Origin of the sequence: Sphingobium sp. TCM1 (assembly GCF_001650725.1) — a bacterium.
Taxonomy (GTDB): Bacteria; Pseudomonadota; Alphaproteobacteria; order Sphingomonadales; family Sphingomonadaceae; genus Sphingobium.
Genome location: NZ_LXVX01000012.1, coordinates 259,228 through 279,041, shown reverse-complemented (window position 1 = coordinate 279,041; position 19,814 = coordinate 259,228). Strand labels below are relative to the sequence as shown.

Annotated in this window: 19 protein-coding genes; 13 read left to right on the top strand and 6 right to left on the bottom strand. The window is 61.2% G+C overall.

Features of this window, described 5'->3' with window-relative positions:
* Positions 1 to 142: 142 nt before the first annotated feature.
* Positions 143 to 1,384 carry a cytochrome P450 gene (locus tag A7Q26_RS10245; protein ID WP_066859276.1) on the top strand — a complete coding sequence of 414 codons (1,242 nt, stop codon included), beginning with the start codon at positions 143 to 145 and terminating at the stop codon, positions 1,382 to 1,384.
* Between the two features lie 158 nt (positions 1,385 to 1,542).
* Entirely contained in the window at positions 1,543 to 2,130 is a 588-nt protein-coding gene (locus A7Q26_RS10240; RefSeq protein WP_198162909.1) for a TetR/AcrR family transcriptional regulator, read from the top strand.
* 39 nt (positions 2,131 to 2,169) lie between these two features.
* On the opposite strand, the gene A7Q26_RS25875 is transcribed toward A7Q26_RS10240, so the two are convergent.
* Positions 2,170 to 2,538, bottom strand: coding sequence for a hypothetical protein (locus A7Q26_RS25875; RefSeq protein WP_232313753.1), 369 nt, complete (start codon positions 2,536 to 2,538; stop codon positions 2,170 to 2,172).
* Between A7Q26_RS25875 and A7Q26_RS10235 the strand changes: the two genes are divergently transcribed.
* Positions 2,531 to 4,474: a TonB-dependent receptor gene (locus A7Q26_RS10235; protein ID WP_232313752.1), complete on the top strand. Its 1,944-nt coding sequence runs from the start codon at positions 2,531 to 2,533 to the stop codon at positions 4,472 to 4,474. The two genes, A7Q26_RS25875 and A7Q26_RS10235, sit on opposite strands and share 8 nt — an antisense overlap.
* A gap of 39 nt (positions 4,475 to 4,513) precedes the next feature.
* Here the strand turns inward: A7Q26_RS10235 and A7Q26_RS10230 are convergent, their stop codons facing one another.
* A complete protein-coding gene (locus tag A7Q26_RS10230; protein WP_066859493.1) occupies positions 4,514 to 5,782 on the bottom strand; it encodes an alkyl sulfatase dimerization domain-containing protein in 1,269 nt (422 codons plus the stop codon).
* Positions 5,783 to 5,933: 151 nt separating this feature from the next.
* Here A7Q26_RS10230 and A7Q26_RS10225 point away from each other — a divergent pair, with 151 nt between their 5' ends.
* On the top strand, positions 5,934 to 6,740 hold the full coding sequence (locus tag A7Q26_RS10225) for an SDR family NAD(P)-dependent oxidoreductase (RefSeq protein WP_066859273.1): 807 nt from the start codon (positions 5,934 to 5,936) through the stop codon (positions 6,738 to 6,740).
* 18 nt (positions 6,741 to 6,758) lie between these two features.
* On the opposite strand, the gene A7Q26_RS10220 is transcribed toward A7Q26_RS10225, so the two are convergent.
* Positions 6,759 to 6,971, bottom strand: coding sequence for a ferredoxin (locus A7Q26_RS10220; protein WP_066859272.1), 213 nt, complete (start codon positions 6,969 to 6,971; stop codon positions 6,759 to 6,761).
* A 107-nt stretch (positions 6,972 to 7,078) separates the two neighbouring features.
* Between A7Q26_RS10220 and A7Q26_RS10215 the strand changes: the two genes are divergently transcribed.
* Genes A7Q26_RS10215 through A7Q26_RS10200 form a run of 4 tightly spaced genes read left to right on the top strand, consistent with a single transcriptional unit; the run spans position 7,079 to position 10,517 of the window.
* Positions 7,079 to 8,272, top strand: a complete 1,194-nt coding sequence (locus tag A7Q26_RS10215) for an NAD(P)/FAD-dependent oxidoreductase (RefSeq protein WP_066859271.1) — start codon at positions 7,079 to 7,081, stop codon at positions 8,270 to 8,272.
* 22 nt (positions 8,273 to 8,294) lie between these two features.
* Complete coding sequence (locus tag A7Q26_RS10210; protein WP_084439088.1) at positions 8,295 to 8,942, top strand: TetR/AcrR family transcriptional regulator; 648 nt, start codon at positions 8,295 to 8,297, stop codon at positions 8,940 to 8,942.
* Between the two features lie 23 nt (positions 8,943 to 8,965).
* Complete coding sequence (locus A7Q26_RS10205) at positions 8,966 to 10,192, top strand: acyl-CoA dehydrogenase family protein (protein ID WP_066859270.1); 1,227 nt, start codon at positions 8,966 to 8,968, stop codon at positions 10,190 to 10,192.
* A 10-nt stretch (positions 10,193 to 10,202) separates the two neighbouring features.
* Positions 10,203 to 10,517, top strand: coding sequence for a putative quinol monooxygenase (locus A7Q26_RS10200; RefSeq protein ID WP_066859269.1), 315 nt, complete (start codon positions 10,203 to 10,205; stop codon positions 10,515 to 10,517).
* A 6-nt stretch (positions 10,518 to 10,523) separates the two neighbouring features.
* On the opposite strand, the gene A7Q26_RS10195 is transcribed toward A7Q26_RS10200, so the two are convergent.
* The 3 genes from A7Q26_RS10195 to A7Q26_RS10185 form a co-directional block, all read right to left on the bottom strand.
* The gene (locus A7Q26_RS10195; RefSeq protein ID WP_198162908.1) at positions 10,524 to 11,600 is read right to left on the bottom strand and encodes a CaiB/BaiF CoA transferase family protein; all 1,077 of its coding nucleotides are present in this window, start codon (positions 11,598 to 11,600) and stop codon (positions 10,524 to 10,526) included.
* A gap of 1 nt (position 11,601) precedes the next feature.
* Complete coding sequence (locus A7Q26_RS10190) at positions 11,602 to 12,531, bottom strand: 3-keto-5-aminohexanoate cleavage protein (protein ID WP_066859267.1); 930 nt, start codon at positions 12,529 to 12,531, stop codon at positions 11,602 to 11,604.
* A gap of 78 nt (positions 12,532 to 12,609) precedes the next feature.
* The gene (locus tag A7Q26_RS10185) at positions 12,610 to 15,267 is read right to left on the bottom strand and encodes a LuxR C-terminal-related transcriptional regulator (protein ID WP_232313766.1); all 2,658 of its coding nucleotides are present in this window, start codon (positions 15,265 to 15,267) and stop codon (positions 12,610 to 12,612) included.
* A gap of 195 nt (positions 15,268 to 15,462) precedes the next feature.
* On the opposite strand from A7Q26_RS10185, the gene A7Q26_RS10180 reads away from it, so the two are divergent.
* The 5 genes from A7Q26_RS10180 to A7Q26_RS10160 are packed head-to-tail and all read left to right on the top strand — an operon-like array spanning position 15,463 to position 19,803.
* Positions 15,463 to 16,626: an acyl-CoA dehydrogenase family protein gene (locus A7Q26_RS10180; RefSeq protein WP_066859266.1), complete on the top strand. Its 1,164-nt coding sequence runs from the start codon at positions 15,463 to 15,465 to the stop codon at positions 16,624 to 16,626.
* 39 nt (positions 16,627 to 16,665) lie between these two features.
* Positions 16,666 to 17,667, top strand: coding sequence for a quinone oxidoreductase family protein (locus A7Q26_RS10175; RefSeq protein WP_066859265.1), 1,002 nt, complete (start codon positions 16,666 to 16,668; stop codon positions 17,665 to 17,667).
* On the top strand, positions 17,664 to 18,443 hold the full coding sequence (locus A7Q26_RS10170) for an SDR family oxidoreductase (protein ID WP_066859264.1): 780 nt from the start codon (positions 17,664 to 17,666) through the stop codon (positions 18,441 to 18,443). Before A7Q26_RS10175 ends, A7Q26_RS10170 begins: the two co-directional genes overlap by 4 nt.
* Complete coding sequence (locus tag A7Q26_RS10165; RefSeq protein WP_066859263.1) at positions 18,443 to 19,300, top strand: SDR family NAD(P)-dependent oxidoreductase; 858 nt, start codon at positions 18,443 to 18,445, stop codon at positions 19,298 to 19,300. The genes A7Q26_RS10170 and A7Q26_RS10165 overlap by 1 nt, the downstream gene beginning before the upstream one ends.
* The gene (locus A7Q26_RS10160) at positions 19,297 to 19,803 is read left to right on the top strand and encodes a nuclear transport factor 2 family protein (protein ID WP_066859262.1); all 507 of its coding nucleotides are present in this window, start codon (positions 19,297 to 19,299) and stop codon (positions 19,801 to 19,803) included. Before A7Q26_RS10165 ends, A7Q26_RS10160 begins: the two co-directional genes overlap by 4 nt.
* Positions 19,804 to 19,814: the final 11 nt, after the last annotated feature.

Sequence of the window (19,814 nt, the reverse complement as noted above, 5' to 3'; positions counted from 1 at the left end):
ATCGATAGGCTCACTCGACCGCGCTCAGATGCCATGTCCCGTTATCAACCAACTGGTTGATTGTTAATCCGGCCGCTGCCAGCCTTCCGGCGTCATCGGGGACGCCGCAACGGCTGTGGACGGCCTATTCCAAGGAGAGACCATGCCGATCGACATGCATCGCGCCACACGACTGGTGCCCGAAGGGACCACGATCGACGCTTTTGCCGATCGCGACCCATTTTCATTCTATGACCAGTTGCGCGCGATCGGGTCGCCGGTCTGGGATACATCCGCCAATGCTTGGCTCATCCTGGATTTCGATCAGTGCGCCCAGGTGGAGCGCGATGAAAGCCAGTTCGCCAACGCCTATATTTTCGCAGACGAGCTGACCCGGCAGATCAAGGGTGGCGGCGCCAATATCACGTTGAGCCGGGACGAGCAGCATGACAGGCTGAGGCGGTTCCACCTGAAACTGCTGTCGCCGGCCAACGTCACCCGCTTTCGGGACAGTCACATCCGGCCCATTGTGGATTTCGTCGCCACTGGCTTGAGAGGCAAGCACAAGGCGGACCTGTTCGAAGACTATGCGACCCGCATCCCCCCGCGCGTCATATGTTCGCTGTTGGGGATGCCGTTCGAGGACGACACGATGATGGCGCGCATCCTCGAACTCAACGAAGAGATCGTGAATTTCATTGCATCGGGCTACAAAAGCGACGCCTTGCGCGATCGCGCATTGGCCGCGTCGACTCAACTGAATGACGCGTTACGCCCCTATATCCGGGCACGCCGAGACACACCAAGTGATGATTTCATCAGTCGGGTCTGGAAGGAGGCCCCCGATGCGGGGATCGAGATGGACGAAGATGCCGCGCTCGGCCTATGCCGTGAACTCTATTTTGCGGGGTCGGACACGACCGTCCATGGGATAGCCAACGCACTATATCTGCTGCTGGCCGATCCCGACATGATGGCGCAGATCAGGATCGACCGCGGCAAGCCGTTGTCGGCCTTGATCGAGGAATCGTTGCGATTGCTCAACGTCGTGCAGTATCGCCATCGCATCTGCATAGCCGACAGCGTCATCGGCGATGTGCCGATCGCGAAGGGAGAGACTGTCATTCTGGTCCACGCAGCCGCGAACCGCGATCCGGCGAAGTTTGGCTGTCCGGCTAGCGTGGATATCAGCCGCCGTGCGCCCACCGATCACCTTGCTTTCGGAAAAGGCTCACGGTCCTGCGTCGGGTCGCAACTGGCTCGGGTCGAAATGCGCGTGGCTATCGAAACGCTGCTCGATCGCTTTTCCGAGATCAAACTCGATCGAGACGCAGCCCCGCCCCGGTTCCAGGCGCTTTACATGCGGTCGATGGCGCCACTGCATGTGCGTCTAACCCAACGGTAGTTTGCGCCATTCGACGCTCGCATCTAAGTCATCATGCTTAGCCACGAAACTCCTTCTGGAATTGCGATATGATGCAGCAGCATGACGAAGCGCCTGCCAATCAGCCTTCTCGCGGCAAGATGGTACGCAAACCACGTGATGACCGCTGGCGCGAGATATTGGAGGCCGCCGTCGTCGTCTTTCATGAAAAAGGATATAGCGCTGCCACGCTTCAGGACATCGCCAACCGGGTCGGCATCCTGAAAGGCAGCATCTATTATTATATCAAGACCAAGCCGGACCTTCTGGAAGCCTTGTTGACGCAGGTTCATGAAGACGGGCTGGCGATGGTGCGCGTACAGGCCGCCGTGCCTGGCAACGCGCTCGACAAACTGGCGTCGGTCATCCGCGGATATGTCGCCTATATCATAGACAACCAGGCAAAGAGCGCCGTCTACATCCATGAAGTGCAGCGCCTGCCGCTCGCTCATCGCAACCGGATCTTGCGCGACCACAGCCTGCGAAACGAAATCCAGGTCCTGATCGAACTTGGACAGTCGGAAGGCCTTATCGCCGATGACCTGGATTCCCAATTGACCGCACAAGTGATGCTGAGCGGCCTGAACGCAATCTACCAATGGTATCGCCCAGACAAGGACAGACCCAGAGACCTGCTGGTAGATCACCTGGTCCGAGGCAGCCTCCGCAGCCTGGCCAGCGCGAAGGGCCTTGCCCATATCGAAGCGAAACTACCTTCCGTCCGATAGGACCGAGCCGCGCTAATCGTCCTTAGCGCGGGTCTGCAATCAATCAAACAAATGGTAGATTGCGCTCGCCGATGCGGCAAATATGGTCGCGACCTTTGCCGCGCAGGCCCGGACAAGATGCGAAAACGCATCATAATTGGGGGAGATTGCCATGAAAACGCTTTCGATTTTTCTTGCCGCGGGGGCCGCCGGCGCGCCGATAGCCACCATTTCCATGCCGGCAATGGCCGCGGATGCCACGATCCAGCAGGGCGACGCGGCAATTTCCTCCTCAACAGATGCAGTCGGATCAACGCTGGAGGATATCGTTGTTACTGGTCGCAAGCGCGCGCGCAGCGAAGCCTTGCAGGAAACCCCGGTATCCATCACCGCGCTCACATCCACGCAATTGGAGCGGGCGGTGGCCAAGGACCTGACCGATGTCGGCCGCATGACACCTAACGCATCGCTCCAGCCATCCGCCCAGCGCGGCGTGCAGAATTTCGCCATTCGCGGCATGGGCGTGTCGGGCTCGACGCCTTCGGATGAACCCGCCGTCGGCATCTTCCAGGACGGCGTCTATTGGGGGTCCAACTATGGCGCTTTGAACGAACTGTTCGACATTGAAAGCGTGGAAATCCTTCGCGGTCCGCAGGGCACGCTGTTCGGCCGCAACGTAACGGGTGGCGCAGTGACGTTCCGGTCCGCCAGGCCCACACAGGAGAGGTCGGCCAAGATGATGCTGGGTGTGGGCAACGGCCTAATGCTGGAAGGGTCGGCCGTGGCCAACCTGCCCGTCGTCGCCGACACACTGGCTGCCCGTGTCGCGATACTTACACGCCGGAACGAAGGGCTGTTCAGGAATGACGTGACCGAAGGCTCCTATGGCCAGACCTCGACCTTTGTCGCGCGGCCAAGTATTCGCTGGACGCCAAGCACCGATATCGATGTCACCCTGCTGGGAGAATATTATGTCCAGACGGGAGACCCCGTCGTGGTGCGGGGTGTCGCACCCAATACCGTTCCTGGTGGCCCGCTGACCCTCGCCGAAAGGGAAGGCTATTCCACGCCATCGGACTATTTCACTGTTTCGCCGGGCGATGATGGGTTCAGCAACGTGAGGGTCTATTTCGCCATGCTGGAAGCGAATATCAACATTGGTCCAGGCGTACTGACGTCGATCACCGGCTATCGCAAGGTACGGTCGCGCGTATTGACCGACTTTGACGGCACCCCCAGCAACGGCTTCCTGCAGGGAGTTCAAAATGACCAGCATCAGTGGAGCAGCGAATTGCGTTATGCTGCCGACCTGGCCGACTGGCTGTCGATGACCGCAGGCGTCTATTATTTCGACCAGAGCTTTTCTTTCGGCGAAACCCGCGACCTCAACAATCACGCAAATCGACTGGCCACCCGGTCGATGCTGGACAATGATAGCTTTGCTGTCTTCAGCGAGGTCGACTTGAAGCCCCTCGATGCCCTGACAGTGACACTGGGTGGGCGTTACACCAAGGAAAAGAAGGTGGCCAGTTCGGCGGCCTTCGGCAAGTGCACCTTCGATCTTGCTACCTGCACCTTCACTGGGCCGGCCCGATATAAGGGCGACAATTTCTCGCCCAAGGTCGGTATTTCCTATCAGATCGATCAGGGACCGCTGTTGTTTGCGTCCATGACAAAGGGCTATCGCAGCGGTGGTTTTGCCCTGCGCGGGACTGCGCTGGCATCGCCCTATGATCCGGAAAAGGTGACCGCCTATGAAGCCGGGTTCAAGAGCGACTGGTTCGAGCGCCGCCTGCGGCTCAACATCTCGGCCTATTACAACAAATATAAGGATCTCCAGCGTACGGTACTGGCTACCGATCCGGTCCTAGGGGTCATCCAGTCCGTGTTCAACGCGGCCAATGCCGAGATCAAGGGCGCGGAATTCGAAATCAGCGCCATTCCCGTGGAGGGTCTGACCCTGAGCGCCACCTATGGCTATACCAGGGCCCGCTATAAAAGCTTTTTAGGCGTTGCCGATCCGGCCAGCCGTCGTTTCGTGCGCGTGCCCGAACATACCGGAAATGTAGCCGCCGACTATGAAACGGAACTCGCCAACAGTGACCGTGCCGGCTTCCATCTGGGCGCAGCCTATTCGAGCAGATATTTCTACGACGACCCCAATCTGCTTTCGCAAAAAGGCTATTGGCTGGTCGATGCCAACATCTATTATCGCCTACAGAACGGCCTGACCATTTCCGCCTATAGCCGCAACCTCACCAACCAGAAATATGCGAGTTGGGGCTCGTCTCTGGGCGCTTTAGGGCAGAATATCTTCCCCGGCGATCCCCGCACCTATGGGGTGCGCCTTACCGCCGAATTTTAGGTTCGCTCTTGGCCGGGCGGATATGGATCGCCTGCCCGGCTATATTTCGCCGATCATCTGCCTCGCCTGTCCGATCTTCCATTCCAGCCAGGTGAGTTCATCGTGACTTTCGCCGCCGCTCGCCGCGATCAGCGCTTCGAGCGCGGCGATCTCGATCCTTCGCGCCCGGACATGGCTGGGGTCGGCCGCCTGGGCTACGTCCAGCATATGCAGCGCCTCGACCGGTCGTCCGGCGGCCAGATGCGCCTGAGCCGCCGCGACCAGCATATCCGCGCCGCCCGCCATGGCGGCAAGTTCCGGCCAGATCGCGGCAGGCGCCACGCCATAGAGTTCCGTCGTCGATTCCTGGCGGAACCACCCGGTATATTCCTCCCATATGGCGCGCACATACCAGCGTTCCGGGCCGCGGCCCGGCGCGGTCTTCAGTTCCGGGGGCAAGCGGATGGCCTGCATCAGTTGATACAGGCTCTTGCCCGCATTCATTCCCTCGACGGTGTTGTCATGCAGGAAACGCACCGCGTCACGCAATCGAGTGAGATCGCCTGCAATCCTGTCCGCCCCTTCTATTGGCGCACCGTGGCCGGTGATGAGGAGTGCCGGTTGCAGGTCGATCAGTTTCTGGACATCGCGTAGAAACTGCGGGATGCTGCGATCGCGATCCCCGCGCGGTGTATAAAAATGCGGCAGCGCGCCATAGAGAGCGCCCAGGAAGTTGCCGGTAAATGCCGTCCTGTGATCGGGCAGCCAGACGATCAGGGCATCGATCGTCTCACCGGAGGGCGTTGCGTAGAGTTGCACCCGCGTGTCGCCCTGCGTGAAGGCGTGACTGTCGACAAAGCGCGTCGCCGCTTCGAAGGCCGCGACATTGGCTTCGGGCTTCCAGGCGCTTAGATGCCTGGGATCGGGCATCAGATTGCCGACGATCCGCGCGCCGCGCGGGCCGAAAAACGGGTTGAGCATGGCGCGTTCCCGTTGAATGTCCGGGAAGAGCCGAGTCACGATGGTTTCGGTGCGGTCGTCCGCGAAATCGGCCCATCCCCCCAGATGGTCCGGGTGGCTTTGTGTCAGGATGATCGTCCGGACATCCAGCGGGCGCCCCAGCAACTGCTCGAACCGTTCGCGGTGCCGCGGCCCCTGGTAGGACATGCCGCTATTGATGACGATGTCGCCCGCCGTCGTCGTCACGAGATGGGCATTGGATGTTCCCCGCGAATACAGGATATGGTCATTGACGCGCTCGGCCGGCTTTTCCGGTTCCCACGCCACGGCCTGGATAAGAGGATGATCGGCGCTGCTGTATCGCGGCATGGACGGACTCCTGATCTTCAAGACATTTGCCGACCAGATCATATCCTGGCGATACGGCATTGTTGCCTGTCCCCAGACAGGTGTAGCGGCGGCCATCGAGGGAATATTCTGCGCGCCGATACCCCCGCTGGGCGGAGGAAGGGAGAGCAGAATGGACATGGGCGTAGCCGGCAAGATCGCTATCGTAACCGGCGGTGGACAAGGCATAGGCCGGGGCATCGTTCGATGCCTGGCGCGCGCAGGTATCCGACTGACGATTGCAGAGATCAGCGAGGATCATGGGCAGGCGGCCGCAGACGAAATCAATGCGACCTATCCCGGCACGGCCATATTCCAGCATACCGACGTATCGGACAAGCGGCAGGTGTACGATGCCGTCGCGCGGACGGTCGCACATTTTGGCGGCCTCGACATCGTCATCAACAATGCGTCGGCGCTGACCCCCAATGTCCTGCTGGAACAGAAGACCGACGATATGCTGGGCCGTACGATGGGCGCGGGCGCATGGGGAACATGGTGGTTCATGCACGCAGCTCTGCCGCATATGCAGGCGCGTGGCGGTGGCGCTTTCGTGAACTTCTATTCCATCGATGCCGAAGCCGCCGCCTGGCTGCATGCCGACTATAATATGAGCAAGTCGGCGATCCTTGGCCTCAGCCGGTCGGCGGCGGTCGAATGGGCGCGTTATGGCATTCGCACCAATATCATAGCGCCAGCTGCGGCGGGCACGGTGTTCGAGGCGCTGGAGCGGGACAATCCTGGGTTTGGCGCGATGGCCGCCGCTGGCAATCCGTTGGGCCGCGTCGGCGATCCGGAAACCGATATCGCGCCCGTCGTGCTGTTCCTGGTTTCCGATATGGCGCGTTACGTCAATGGCGAGACCATCCATGCCGATGGCGGCCAGCACCTGCCGCGCTATGATTCCCGGCCGCCCGATCTGGCGGCCATCACCCGATGACCGCCCGGTCGCCATCAATCAATCGACTTCCTCGATCGCCAACGCCGATTGCGGGCAGGCATCACACCCCTCCCGCGCCAGATCTTCCATACCCTCGGGCACGATCGGATCGTCCACATAGACGATACCGTTGGCATCCAATTTGTACACGTCCGGGCATATTTCCGCACAGACGCCATAGCCGCAGCAGGCGGCCTTATCGATGACGATCTTGAGCCGTGGGCTCGACATGACGCTCTCCTGATCCTTCCGTTAAACGCTGAGTACGTTTTACATCTTGCACAGATATTGCGCAATCTGTATATTGCGCACAAGCAAATGAGGATGAGGACGTAAAAGTGTCGGGCGAAGCGTTCAGAACCCATATCATTATCGGCAGTGGTCTGGCCGGATATGGCGTCGTGCGCGAATTGCGCCGTAACGATCCGAACGCGACCATCATGGTCATGACCCGGGACGCGGGCCATTTCTATTCCAAGCCGGCGCTGTCCACGGCTTTGGCCAAGCAGAAATCGCCCGACGCGCTGGTGACGATGCCAGCCGAACGGATGGTGGCTACCCAGAAGATCTGCCTGCGCGCGAATATGCGGGTCACCGCGATCGATACGGCAGCACACACCATATCGGTCGGTGGTGAGAACTTGAACTATGATACGCTGACACTGGCGACGGGCGCGCAGCCTGTGCGGATGCGGCTGGATGGAAATGCCGCCGAAGCGCCTTTTTGCATCAATGCGCTGGACGATTATGTCGCCTTTCGCGCTGCATTGGCAGCAGACATGCATGTCGCCATCATCGGCGCCGGATTGGTCGGTACCGAATTTGCCAATGACCTTTCCCATGTCGGCCACCGCGTCACGGTCATGGACCCGCTGGCAGGCCCGCTGGGTCAGTTGGTGCCAACGCAGGTCGGGCGGGCAGTTCGCGATGCCCTGACGGGACAAGGTGTGGATTGGCGCCTCGGCATGAGTGTTACGGCCATCGATCATGCGGTGACAGGCTATCGTCTCACCTTGTCGGATGGAGCAACGGTCGAGGCCGACATCGTCATATCCGCGATCGGCCTGCGTCCCGATACCGCCCTTGCCCAAGCGGCGGGGATCACGGTCGGGCGCGGGATTATCGTGGACGATCACGGCCGCACAAGCGCCCCCGATGTCTATGCAATCGGGGATTGCGCCCAATATCCCCACGGCCTGTCCGCCTATGTCACGCCGATCATGACGGCGGCGCGCGCCATTGCCGCGACCGCGACGGGCACGCCGTCATCCATGCAATTCCCACCCTTGTCGGTTCAGGTAAAGACCAGTGCCTGCCCGCTGGTCCTGCTGCCACCACCGGCCGGTCTCTCGGGCGACTGGCGATGCATCGAAGAGCATGAAGACGCGCTCAAATATCTGTTCGTCGACGGCGACGGCGCTGTGCGAGGCTATGCCATGACAGGCCGCTTTTGCGACGAGCGCATGGACATGGACAAGGCCATTCACGCATCAGTCATTGGCACCTCCGAAAGCTTGCGCCATGTGGCGTGAACGCAACAATGGAGCTGGCAAGATGGAAGATAGCGAACGAGCGCCCGAAGACGGGCATCGGATCAGGGACAATGCCGTTTCCCTGGAAAGCCCCCCTGCCAGCGTTCTCAGAATCCTGAAGGGCGCGTTGCAGGCGCTGGGCGAGCGCGGCGCCAACCGTCTGTCGATGAGTGACATCTGCCACGTGTCCGGCGTGTCACGCGGGACGCTCTATCGCTATTTCGCTACGAAGGAAGACGTGCTGGCGGCAGTCAGCGACTATATTTCCCTGACGTTCGAGAACGGCATCCGCGATGTCGCCCGCGATATCGCGGATCCGGTTGAGCGGCTAAACGCCGTGCTGCGCTATCATAACGACTACAGCACCTTGCAGGAATCGGACAAGACGCTGCTCGTCGAGCCCGCGTTCGTGGTGGAGTTTTTCCGCAGCCATTTTGTCCGGCATCGCGCCGCGATGCGCGACGCGCTTGACCCGGTGTTCGATCATTTCGAGGCGAAGCGTCGCTCACCGATCGATCGCGACGGGATTGTCGAAATGATGATCCGTTTGCAGGTCAGCCGACTGATCCTGCCTACCGACCCTCTCTGGCCCATTCGCTGGCAGGAACATGCCAATCTGATCGAGGCCGCCTTGCGCGACCCGACGATCCGCATTCCGCCGCCAGCCTGACAATCTTAGGAAAGGATATAAGCATGGCTACCCTGCTCAAGACTGATGATAGGATTACGCCCTTTGCGGATCATAAGCTGCCGGGCCTGATCGAGCAGGCGCGCGCCATCCAGCCCTTGTTGCAGGAAAAGGCCCCGGAGGCCGAAAGGCTGCGGTCGCCCACCAAGGAAGCCGAGCAGGCGCTGCGCGCGATGGACGCATTTTCGCTGCTGCTGCCCGAACGGGTCGGAGGGGTGGGCCTTTCCCTCTCAGCCTTCGCCCGCGTCCAGATAGAAATTGCCAAGGGCGATCCGTCCATGTCCTGGGTGGTGCAGATCATCAACGGCACCAGCTGGATCGGGTCGCTGACCGCCGACGCGCTTCAGGATGAGTTGTTCAAGAATGGTCCGACTCTGATCTGCGGCGCCTATAACCCGCCGGGCAAGGCGCGAAAGGTGGACGGCGGCTTTATCGTCACCGGCGCATGGCCCTATACGTCCGGCTCCCGCCAGGCCGACTGGGCGCAATGCGGCATCCTGTTCGAAGGGGACAATGTCCCTACCGCGCCGGGCATCAGCATGGCTTATATTCCCATGAGCCAGATCGAAATGAAGGATAGCTGGTACGTGACCGGCATGCAGGGCACCGGTTCCGATACCAGCGTCGCGACGGACGTGTTCGTGCCCGACCATATGATCGTCACGATGGACAAGCCCTATGGCACCATCGTTCCGGGCAAGCGTCATTTCGGCGCAGCATCGGACTGGATGTCGCCGGTGCCCAGCGTGCGCGCGACTGGCATAGCCCAGTTACTGGGCGCCGCCCGGCGGATGCAGCAAATCTGCGAGGCGGAATCGAAGACAAAACCCGTCGTGACGACCATGTTCAAGGCCCGGACCGAGTCCGCAGTGGTGATCCACGAGCTTGGTCGGGTCGCCGCGCAACTCGACAGCGCCGAAACATTGCTGTTCGCCTGCCTCGCCGAACTGGATGCCCTAGCCTTGCAGGGGGAAAAGCCGCCCCTCGCCGTGTGCAGCCGCCAACGCGCCCAGGGAGCGCAGGTGATCGGCCTGATCCATGCCGCGGTGGAGCAGATCATGTTCATTTCCGGGTCGTCGGCCTTTGCGCTCAGCAACCCGCTGCAGCGTTACTGGCGGGACGTCCATGTCGGACTGCGCCATATCCAGAACAACCCGATGATCGGCTATGAGATTTACGGCCGCGACAATCTGGGCGCCCTGCCCAACATCACGCCACCGGGCGCCTATTGAGCGCGGCGCGGTGATCCTGTTCGACGTCAGCCTGGAAGCGTTGCCAGGCCGGGAGGAAGAGATGGCGTCCCTCCTGCGCCGAACCATGGTCGCCACACAGGTCGAGGATGGCTGCATCCAGTATCGCTTCACGCGCGATCTGGATGCGGTCAACCGCTTTCACCTGATCGAGCTATGGCGAAACGAGGCCGCGCTGATGGCGCACGCGAGCGGACCGACCTTTCGGGCGTTTCTTGCTGCTTTGCCGCCACTGGGCAGACTGTTGCAGTCGACGCCCAGGCAAGGCGACCTTGCGCCCTACCTCTTCGTGCGCCCCAACGCCTGATCGAAATCAGGACCAGCGGGCAATCGCGGCATCCATGTCGATCGCGATCGAGGGCTCGATGGCGCCGGGCGTTGCGGACAAGCGCGGTGCCGGCGCTGCCTGATCGACATCGTTGTGCCGCACGAACATGTGCCGTGCGGTGTTGGCAGGATGGCCGACTGCCTCGCGCATCGACAGGACCGGCGTGACGCAGGCGTCGGTATCGGCAAAATGCGCCTCCCAATGATCGCGCGTCCGAGCAGCAAAGACAGTGGCAAAACGTCGCTCCATTTCAGGCCAGCACGCCTTTTCATTCTGGACAAAATCAGCTGGATCGAGATCCAAGCCCGCGAGCAGTTTCGCAAAAAATTGCGGCTCCAGCGCGCCAACTGCCACATAGCCGCCATCCGCGCAGGCATAGCAACGATAGAAGGGCGCGCTGCCATCGAGCAGATTGACGCCGCGTTCGTCCCGCCATTGCCCGGTCGAGAGGAAGGCCTGGAACAGGCTCATCAGATTGGCGACACCATCCACCATCGCGGCATCCACGACCTGGCCAATACCGGTCGCGCGCGCCGACAGGATTGCCGATACCATGCCCAGCGCGAGAAACATCGTGCCCCCCGCATAGTCGCCCACCAGATTGAGAGGGACGAAAGGACGCCCGCCCTTGTCTCCCATCGCATGGAGCGCGCCCGTCAGCGCGATATAGTTGATGTCATGCCCCGCGGCCTGCGCCAGCGGCCCGGTCTGGCCCCAGCCCGTAACCCGGCCATAGACCAGCCGGGGATTGCGCGCGAGACAGACATCGGGACAAAGGCCCAGTCGCTCCATCACGCCTGGCCGCGATCCCTCGATCAGGCCATCGGCATGATCGAGCAGGTCGAGCAGGCGATCGCGGTCGGCCGCCTGTTTAAGGTCGAGCGCAACATGGCTGCGTCCGCGATGCAGCACCGCCGCGCCCACATCGGCCCACGCCCCCTGCCCCGGCCGACCAACACGAACAATATCCGCCCCCAGCCCGGACAAGAGCATCCCCGCCAGCGGCACCGGGCCGATGGCATCCATTTCGACCAGCCTGACGCCCGATAATGGTCCCGCCATGTCAGAAATTCACCCGATCGCCGCCCTTAAGGTCGAGCATCGCCCGCGCCTCATCCGGGGTCGCGACTTCCAACCCCATCCCCTCAATGATCGTACGGGCCAGCGTCACCTGCTGGGCGTTGGTCGTCGCCAGCTTTCCGCGCCCGGCCCAGAGTGAATCCTCCAACCCCACGCGCACATTGCCCCCCATGGACGCCGCCATGGCGACGATGCTCATCTGCCGCGCGCCCGCACCCAGCACCGACCATTGATATTGATCGCCAAACAGGCGGTCGGCCGTGCGCTTCATGTGCATTACGTCGTCAGGATGGCTGCCGATACCGCCCAGGATGCCAAAACAGGTCTGGATGAACAGCGGTGCCTTCACGAGGCCGGCATCGAGAAAATATTTGAGATTATAAAGGTGACTGGTGTCGTAGCATTCGAACTCGAACCGGGTGTCCTTTGGCGACAGGATAGCCAGAATATGCTCGATGTCGGCATATGTATTCTTGAATACCAAATCTTTCGACGCCGCCAATGCTGTCGGCTCCCAGTCATATTTCCAGTCAGTATAGCGTTTGAGCATCGGAAACAGGCCAAAGCCCATCGTCCCCATGTTGAGCGACGCGACTTCAGGCGCAAACCTTTGCGCGGGTCGGATACGCTCCTCCACCGGCATCGATGGATGCCCTCCGGTAGTAAGGTTCAGCACCGCATCACTCTGTTGGCGAATGACTTTGAGGAAGGGTTCGAACAGGTCGGGATTCTGGTCCGGGCGCCCGTCATTGGGATTGCGGGCATGGAGATGAATGATCGCCGCCCCCGCTTGTGCCGCGCAGATCGCCGATTGTGCAATCTCATCGGCAGTGATCGGCAGGTGGGGCGACATGGACGGCGTATGGATCGCCCCCGTCACGGCGCAACTGATGATGACCTTGCCCTTGCTCATGTTATGGCGATGTCCTTTTTGGTTCATTGGTGCCGTGGACGAGTCCATCGAATCACCACCCTGCCAAGCGGCAGGGTATCAGCCCAACAGCCCCAATGCCCTGGCGCGCAGGACAGCCTGTGGCCGACGCCGGACCCCGAGTTTGTCGTATATCTGCTGCATGTACCATTTGACCGTGCCTTCGGTCAGACCCAACCGATTGCCGATTTCCCGATTGCGCAGGCCTCCGCTCACCAGAGACAATATCTCTATCTCGCGGCCCGCAATCCGGTCGCCAAGGCCGCTTTCGGACTCGTCATCCGCCTCGACCGGCTGCTTCAAACCGAACCGTTCCAATAGACCAGCAGCGAACCTGTCTACGACATTGTCGACCTGCGGACTGTCACCATAGGCTTCTAGCAGCAGCTTGCCCACGACTTCCCCTGCATCGATGAATATGCGGACCCAGCCCGGCTCCGCCGCTGCCGCCGCTGCGCTGCGAATATGGCGCCGAGCCTCACTGGCCTCACCGCCGAGCACAGCGATTTCCGCGAGCAGCAGGTCGAACAGCACGACGGAGCGTATCGCCCCACTGCGCTTGGCCAGTTCCTGCCAGCGCCGCGCGATCCGCCGCGCTCGCACCAGCCGGTGCTGACGTATTTCCAGCCTGACCCACGCAATCGCTCCGGCCTCCTGACACCGGCTTGGCGTCATGGTCGGCACCGGCTCGACATCCTGATCGAACCCCGCCGCGCGGTAGGCCATGGCCGCAGCCTCCCGATGTCCCTCGCGCAGCAATATCTGAACCTGCAGTCCCATGGCGAAACTGCGCAGGCGATCCAGGCCGCATTCCAGGGCGACCAGATGGGCTTCCTCCAACACCGCCAAGGCCGCTGACACATTGCCTTCCGCCGCCAGCAGGCGGGCCCTGACCAGGTGGCCGGCACATAGCTGATCGGTATAACCCAATTCGCGCGCGGCACTCAGATGATGATCCACCAGATCACGCGCACGGGCCAGATCGCCCATGTCGTAATGCAATTCCGCGAGCGGCAATGCCGGCAAGGCGGCAAGCCCCGAACCAATGCCGTCATGAGCCCTGGCCATTTCCAGGGATTGTTCGAGCAGTTCCCGCGCAGCGGCGGTCTTGCCCTGCACCGCCAGCGTTGGCGCGACCGCCGCCTTAAGCGCAATCGAGGCGAATCTGGAACCCGGCCGACCTAGGGCGCGCCGCGTCTCCGCTTCAAGCTTCAGCGTGTCATGGAAATGGAACAATTCCCGTCGTGCCGCCATGAGCTGGGCCAGCAAGGTGCAACTGATATAACCATTGTCGTCGCCAAATTCGCCAAGCAGTTCCTCGCTCAGCCTTTCGACCAGCGGCATGTCGTCGCGCGCTGCGGCCAGCAGCGAACGGCGGTGGCGCAGTAAAAGATCGAGTCGGGCGATTCCGGGCGCGTCGCAATCGGCCCCCTTCCGCATGCGATCCAATTGAGTTTCCACCGCCGCTAATAGATATTCCGCCGACGGAAAGGCCAATGCCCGAATCTTGCGCCACGCCACGCAGAGCATGATGCCCGGACGTCGCGACAGCAGGGTCCAAGGCAACTTTTCCGCCAGCGTCACGATCTTGGGCAAATGACCTTCATAAGTCAGCGCCTCGCAGGCATCCTCCAGTGTTTCGGCGAGGAAGTTGAGGTCGCCGCTCGCGTCAGCCTGTTCGACCGCCGCCAACCGTTGGCCCCGCGACAGATAATAATTCGCTGCGCGCTTGTGAAGCAGGCTGGCGCGTGCCGCATCGCGATCCAGCAGCCGATCATGCATCAACTCGCGAAACAGCGGGTGCATCGCATGGATGCCCGCTTCGCCATCGACAATATCGATGAACAGGCCCTGCCGAACTGCTGCGGTCAGAAAGGCGCCCGCATCTCCGCGCGTCGTAATGGCCATTGCCTCATGGCGATCGATCCGATCCAGTATCGAGATATCCGTGAGGAACTGACGCATTTCGCCCTGCATCGGCAAGAGCACTTCTTCCTCGAAATAGGCACGGACATTCTCGCGCAGCCGCACCAGGCCGGCGTCATTGCGAAGCTTGGGAATATCGCGGGGAACGGGAAAGCAAGCAACCATCATCGTGCCCGCGGGCCAACCAGCCATCGAATGATGAACGATATGGCTCCATTGCACGTCGACAGGCTCGCGCGCCATGGCCGCTATCAATCCTGCGGTTTCCTCACTTGAAAAACGCAGTTCATCCACGCCGACTTCGGTCAGATAGCCAAGGGAACGCAAGCGCGCGACAGGAATAGCGGTCTGGTTTCGGCTGGACAGGATCGTGGTCAGACTGTCGCGGGCATTGCCGATGATCATGGTCAAATACTCGATCGCATCGGGCGGTAGATATTGCGCGTCTTCTATCACCAGAACCGGACGCTGCTTCAGCGCTGCGAAATCCGTCATCATATGAGATTGAAGATCGGCGAAGGGTACCCCACGCCATTCAAATCCCGTCGAAATGCCGGCCTCACGCAACGTTTCCTGAAATTGTACAACACTTGCAAAGGCCGACCGGCAGGCAATCCACAAGACTGGTCGCCCTTCTTCCCGAAAAGCGTTCACCCAATGTCTTATCGCTGTCGTTTTGCCATATCCGGCTGGAGCGCAAACGCTGGTTACCCGCGATCCGCCAACAGATTGAGTCAGAGCACGCAGCCCCTGCCGTTCGACAGGTATGAAATTTTCGCGCGGGGGTATCACGGACGACGGAATGACGTTCACCGATGCTCTCCTTGCCGTCTCGCCTCGTGCGGGCGAGCTTATGTTCAGCCGGTGAAGTCGATCACGAACGGCTGCGCTCTCCACCTATCTAAAGGCAGGTGAGCAGAAGGGCCATAGCCAATCAGAAGGACACACGACACGTGACGCCCGGCTGCACGGCAATTGGAGAAGACAATGGATTTCGGACTGCCTGAAGAATATGTGTCCTTCAAGGACATGGTGCATCGCTGGGTCGATGCGGAAGTTCCAAAGAGCTGGGCGCGGGACCTGGAAAAGGACGAGCATAATTATCCGTTCGCCCTGTGGGACAAGTTTACCGAAGCGGGGTTCCACGGCGTCGGCATTTCCGAAGAATATGGCGGTCAGGGTGGCGACGTCATCATGCAGATGGTGCTGGCGCGTGAACTGGCGCGATCGCTGGGTGGCCTAGCCTGGATATGGGGCATAACCTCCTTTGCAGGGTCCAAGTCCATTGGCATTTACGGCAGCGAAGAACAGAAGCGTAAATATCTTCCGCTCATCGCATCGGGAAAGCTCAAGGCCGCGATCGCGTTCACGGAACCTAGCGGTGGCACCGACCTGCTGGGTGGCATGCGCAGCACGGCCGATCGCGTGGAGGGCGGCTGGAAGCTGAACGGCGAAAAAATCTGGTCATCTTCCGCCCATGTCGCCGACTATCTGCTGGTGATCGCGCGCACCAACAAGGATGTCCAGAAGAAGCATCAGGGCCTGACCCTGTTTTGGGTGCCCACCAATACGCCGGGCGTAAAGATTACGCCGCTGTCCAAGCTGGGTATGCGGTCGATGGGCAGTTGTTCCATTCATTTCGAGGATGCTTTCGTCGCCGATGAATATGTCCTCGGTGAGCCCGACAAAGCCTGGTACATGCTCTTGCCCACGCTCAACAATGAGCGGATCATGGTCGGCTCCTTCTGCTTGGGCGTCATTGACGGCGTGCTGGAAGATGCGCTCGATTATATGAAGCAGCGCAAGGCCTTCGGAAAATTGATCGGCGAGTTTCAGGCGCTCCAGCATTATGTCGCCGACATCGCCACGATGCAGACGACCACCGAACTGCTGGTCAACTATGCCGCGTGGAAAATGACGACCGGGCAAGATTGCGGGCTGGAATCCAACATGGTGAAGCTGGTCGCATCGGAAAATGCCAACAAGGCGGCGGATCTGGGCATCCAGATACTGGGCGGCATGGGCTATTCGGCGGAAACCGACATGCAGCGTTACTGGCGCGATTCCCGCCTGTGGCGGATCGGCCCGATTACCAATGAAATGGTTCGCAACGGCATCGCCGAGACGCTTGGCTTGCCGCGCTCTTTCTGAGCGCAGCAATGCAACGGCAGTTCCGGGAGGGATAGGATAATGAAGGCACTTTTTCTTGCATCGGCGGATGGCCCCGACAGTGTGCGCGTGGCAGAGATCGACACACCCACGCCGCAAGCCGGCGAGGTCCGCGTTGCGGTGAAGGCCGCTTCGGTCAACCATCGCGAACTGTTCATCACCCAGGGGCTCTACCCCGGCATGACCGTGCCCGCGACGCTGGGATGTGACGGCGCTGGTGTCGTCGACATGGTGGGCGCTGGCGTGACCGGCGTGTCTGTAGGCGACGCGGTGGTGCTCTATCCGGGCCGAAACTGGGGCGCGAACCGCCATGCCCCTGCCGCTGATTTCGGATTGCTGGGCATGCCCTTTCCCGGCACCATCGCGCAATATGTATGCGTGCCCGCTGATAATCTGGCGCCCAAGCCTGCCTTCATGAGCTTTGAAGAAGCCGGCGCCATGCCGTTGACCGCACTGACATCCTGGCGAGCGTTGATGTTCAAAGGGAAACTGGAAGCGGGCGAAACGGTCCTGATCAGCGGCGTAGGTGGCGGCGTGGCGACCTTTGGCTTGTCCTTCGCCGTGGCAAAGGGCGCCAATGTCTATGTGACAGGCGAAAGCCAGGACGTGATCGACCGCGCCATCGCGATGGGCGCCAAGGGCGGGCTGCTCTACACCGACGCGGACTGGCGCAAGAAGGTGGGCAAGCTGACGGGTGGTGTGGACGTAGTGCTGGACGGCGCTCCATCCCCCAGCTTCGCCAATTATGTCCGCGCGATCAACCCGGGCGCGCGGATCGTGATTTACGGTTCGACCGCCGGCAATGAAGTGAAGTTCAACGCGACCGACATCTTCCTGAAAAGCGCCAGCATTGTGGGCAGTCAGGTGGGCGATCCACAGGACTTCCGCGACATGCTGCTGTTTGCCGAGAAACATCAGATCAAGCCGGTGATCGAAAAGACTTTCCCGCTGGATCAGGCGAAGGAAGCGCTGCTGCACCTGCGCGACAATCATCATTTCGGCAAGATCGTGGTGACAGTATGAGCGAGGGCCTGTTCGACCTGACAGGCAAATATGCGCTGGTGACTGGCGGCGCGCAGGGCCTGGGGCGGATGATCGCCGAGGGCCTGCTGCGCGCCGGCGCCGCTGTCGCCATCACCTCGCGCAATGCACAGATCGCCGAGGATTCGGCCGCGCAAATGCGCGCGATCGGTCCGTGCACGGCCTATGCCGCAGACCTGTCGACACCCGAGGCGGCCGTCGAACTGGTGCGGCGCTACACCAGCGACGTCGGCAAATGCGACATATTGGTCAATAATGCGGGCAAGACCTGGGGCGGGCCGATCGACAGCTTTCCCGACAAGGCGTGGCCCGGCGTGATGGCCGTTAATGTCCAGACGCCTTTTACCATGGTTCGCGAGTTGCTGCCCCTGCTGCGTGCCAGCGGATCGGGCGGCGACCCCGCGCGCATCATCAACATCGGGTCGGTTGCGGGCGTCAAGGTCGAGCGGCTCCAGGCGTACAGTTATGCCGCCAGCAAGGCGGCGATTCACATGCTGACGCGCGACCTTGCCGGGGATCTCGCCCACGACAATATCACCGTCAATGCCATTGTTCCGGGCTTCTTCCCGACGAAGATGACCGCCCATATGCGGGACGAGGACAAGGTTGATCCTTCCCTGCTCACGCATATCCCGATGAAGCGGTTGGGCGCCCCGGACGATATTGCCGGCGCAGTCATATTCCTGTGCTCGCGCGCCGGGGGGTATGTTACCGGAGCGCAATTGCCAATCGATGGCGGCCTGGTGGGGTGTGGGTGATGCAGCAGCGTAAGGGCAATTTCGTCTTTGTCGGCGGTACGCACGGGATCGGCCGCGCGGCCGCAATGGCTACGGCGCGCGGTGGATCGGCGATCTTGCTGGTGGCGCGCAACAAGGATGCCGGGGATGCGGCCGTCCGGGACATGATCGTTGCGGGCGCGCGTGAGGCGCAATTCCTGGCCGCGGACCTGTCGACCGTCGCGGGCATGAAGGCGGCGGCCGACGGGATCATGGCCTGGAAGCCGCAACTCCATGGGCTGACACACAGCGCGATGAGCGCATTCGGTCACAAGATCGTGACACCCGACGGGCTGGAATTCGCCTTTGCCATCCAGTATCTGGCCCGCGCGATCATTAACCGGTTGTGCGTCGCGCAACTGGCTGCGTCGGGGGACGGCAGGATCGTCCATATTGCGGGCGCGGTGCCCTATAAGATGGCGCGTCCGGTGTTGGACGACTTGCAATTCGAGCGGCGCAAATGGTCCTTTTTCAAAGCCATTTTGACTACCCATGTCCAAGGTTTCGAATTTCTGGACGAGGCGGCGCGGCAATGGGCCGATCTGCCCGTGCGGCTTTACGCGACCGGTGTGGGGTCGACCAAGACCAAGGCGATGCAGGATCCGGACATGCCGCTGATCATGCGGATCATGGCCCGCTTCGGGACGACCCCGGACAAGTCCGCGCGCAACGCCATCCGCCTGTTGCTAGACGCCGAGCCACCAGCCCTCAAGGTGGCGATCCTGCCCAAGCCGGACAGGTTCACACCTGAACCAATGGACGTACCGGCAGCAGAAGCGGCAGCGCTGTGGGACATCACCACCGCGCTTTCGGCCCGGCACGGCGTGATCCTTCCATGACGCTCGACATACAGTTGCTCGCCGATCGGATCGCCATCGAGGAACGGCTGCTGCTCTACGCCCATTATCTCGACTCCGGGCAGTTTGAGCGGGTCGCGAGCGAGATTTTCACCCTGGACGCCAATGTCGATTTCGGTGGCGCCAACGTGAAAGGGCGCGACGCCATCCATGCGCAGGTCATGGGCTATAAGGATGCGTTGCAGGGCTGCTCGCACAATATCTCGAACATCATCATCGCCGTCGATGGGGACGAGGCGCGGACATCATCCCGTGTCATGGCCTGGCACTGGCTGAACCAGCCCGATGCCGATCCTTATGGACAAACCGATCTGCTGGCGGTGGGTGGCTATGAAGACCGGCTGCGCCGCGTCGCAGGCGTCTGGCGCATCCACGAGCGGCGCGGTCTCAATTTCGGGACGGGCGTCGGTGTCGGCATCGTCCCGGATCCGATGAAGCCCATATTCCAGGGCATGTGGGGACGGCGCCCGCAATGGCCGGAATAACGCGCGCGTAC

What these genes read in the sequence shown, in the direction of transcription:
- A7Q26_RS10245 (WP_066859276.1), top strand. Translation starts at nt 143, where the DNA reads ATGCCGATCGACATGCATCGCGCCACACGACTGGTGCCCGAAGGGACC.
- A7Q26_RS10230 (WP_066859493.1), bottom strand. Translation starts at nt 5,782, where the DNA reads ATGCCGCGATACAGCAGCGCCGATCATCCTCTTATCCAGGCCGTGGCG.
- A7Q26_RS10225 (WP_066859273.1), top strand. Translation starts at nt 5,934, where the DNA reads ATGGACATGGGCGTAGCCGGCAAGATCGCTATCGTAACCGGCGGTGGA.
- A7Q26_RS10220 (WP_066859272.1), bottom strand. Translation starts at nt 6,971, where the DNA reads ATGTCGAGCCCACGGCTCAAGATCGTCATCGATAAGGCCGCCTGCTGC.
- A7Q26_RS10210 (WP_084439088.1), top strand. Translation starts at nt 8,295, where the DNA reads ATGGAAGATAGCGAACGAGCGCCCGAAGACGGGCATCGGATCAGGGAC.
- A7Q26_RS10205 (WP_066859270.1), top strand. Translation starts at nt 8,966, where the DNA reads ATGGCTACCCTGCTCAAGACTGATGATAGGATTACGCCCTTTGCGGAT.
- A7Q26_RS10195 (WP_198162908.1), bottom strand. Translation starts at nt 11,600, where the DNA reads ATGGCGGGACCATTATCGGGCGTCAGGCTGGTCGAAATGGATGCCATC.
- A7Q26_RS10190 (WP_066859267.1), bottom strand. Translation starts at nt 12,531, where the DNA reads ATGAGCAAGGGCAAGGTCATCATCAGTTGCGCCGTGACGGGGGCGATC.
- A7Q26_RS10180 (WP_066859266.1), top strand. Translation starts at nt 15,463, where the DNA reads ATGGATTTCGGACTGCCTGAAGAATATGTGTCCTTCAAGGACATGGTG.
- A7Q26_RS10175 (WP_066859265.1), top strand. Translation starts at nt 16,666, where the DNA reads ATGAAGGCACTTTTTCTTGCATCGGCGGATGGCCCCGACAGTGTGCGC.
- A7Q26_RS10170 (WP_066859264.1), top strand. Translation starts at nt 17,664, where the DNA reads ATGAGCGAGGGCCTGTTCGACCTGACAGGCAAATATGCGCTGGTGACT.
- A7Q26_RS10165 (WP_066859263.1), top strand. Translation starts at nt 18,443, where the DNA reads ATGCAGCAGCGTAAGGGCAATTTCGTCTTTGTCGGCGGTACGCACGGG.
- A7Q26_RS10160 (WP_066859262.1), top strand. Translation starts at nt 19,297, where the DNA reads ATGACGCTCGACATACAGTTGCTCGCCGATCGGATCGCCATCGAGGAA.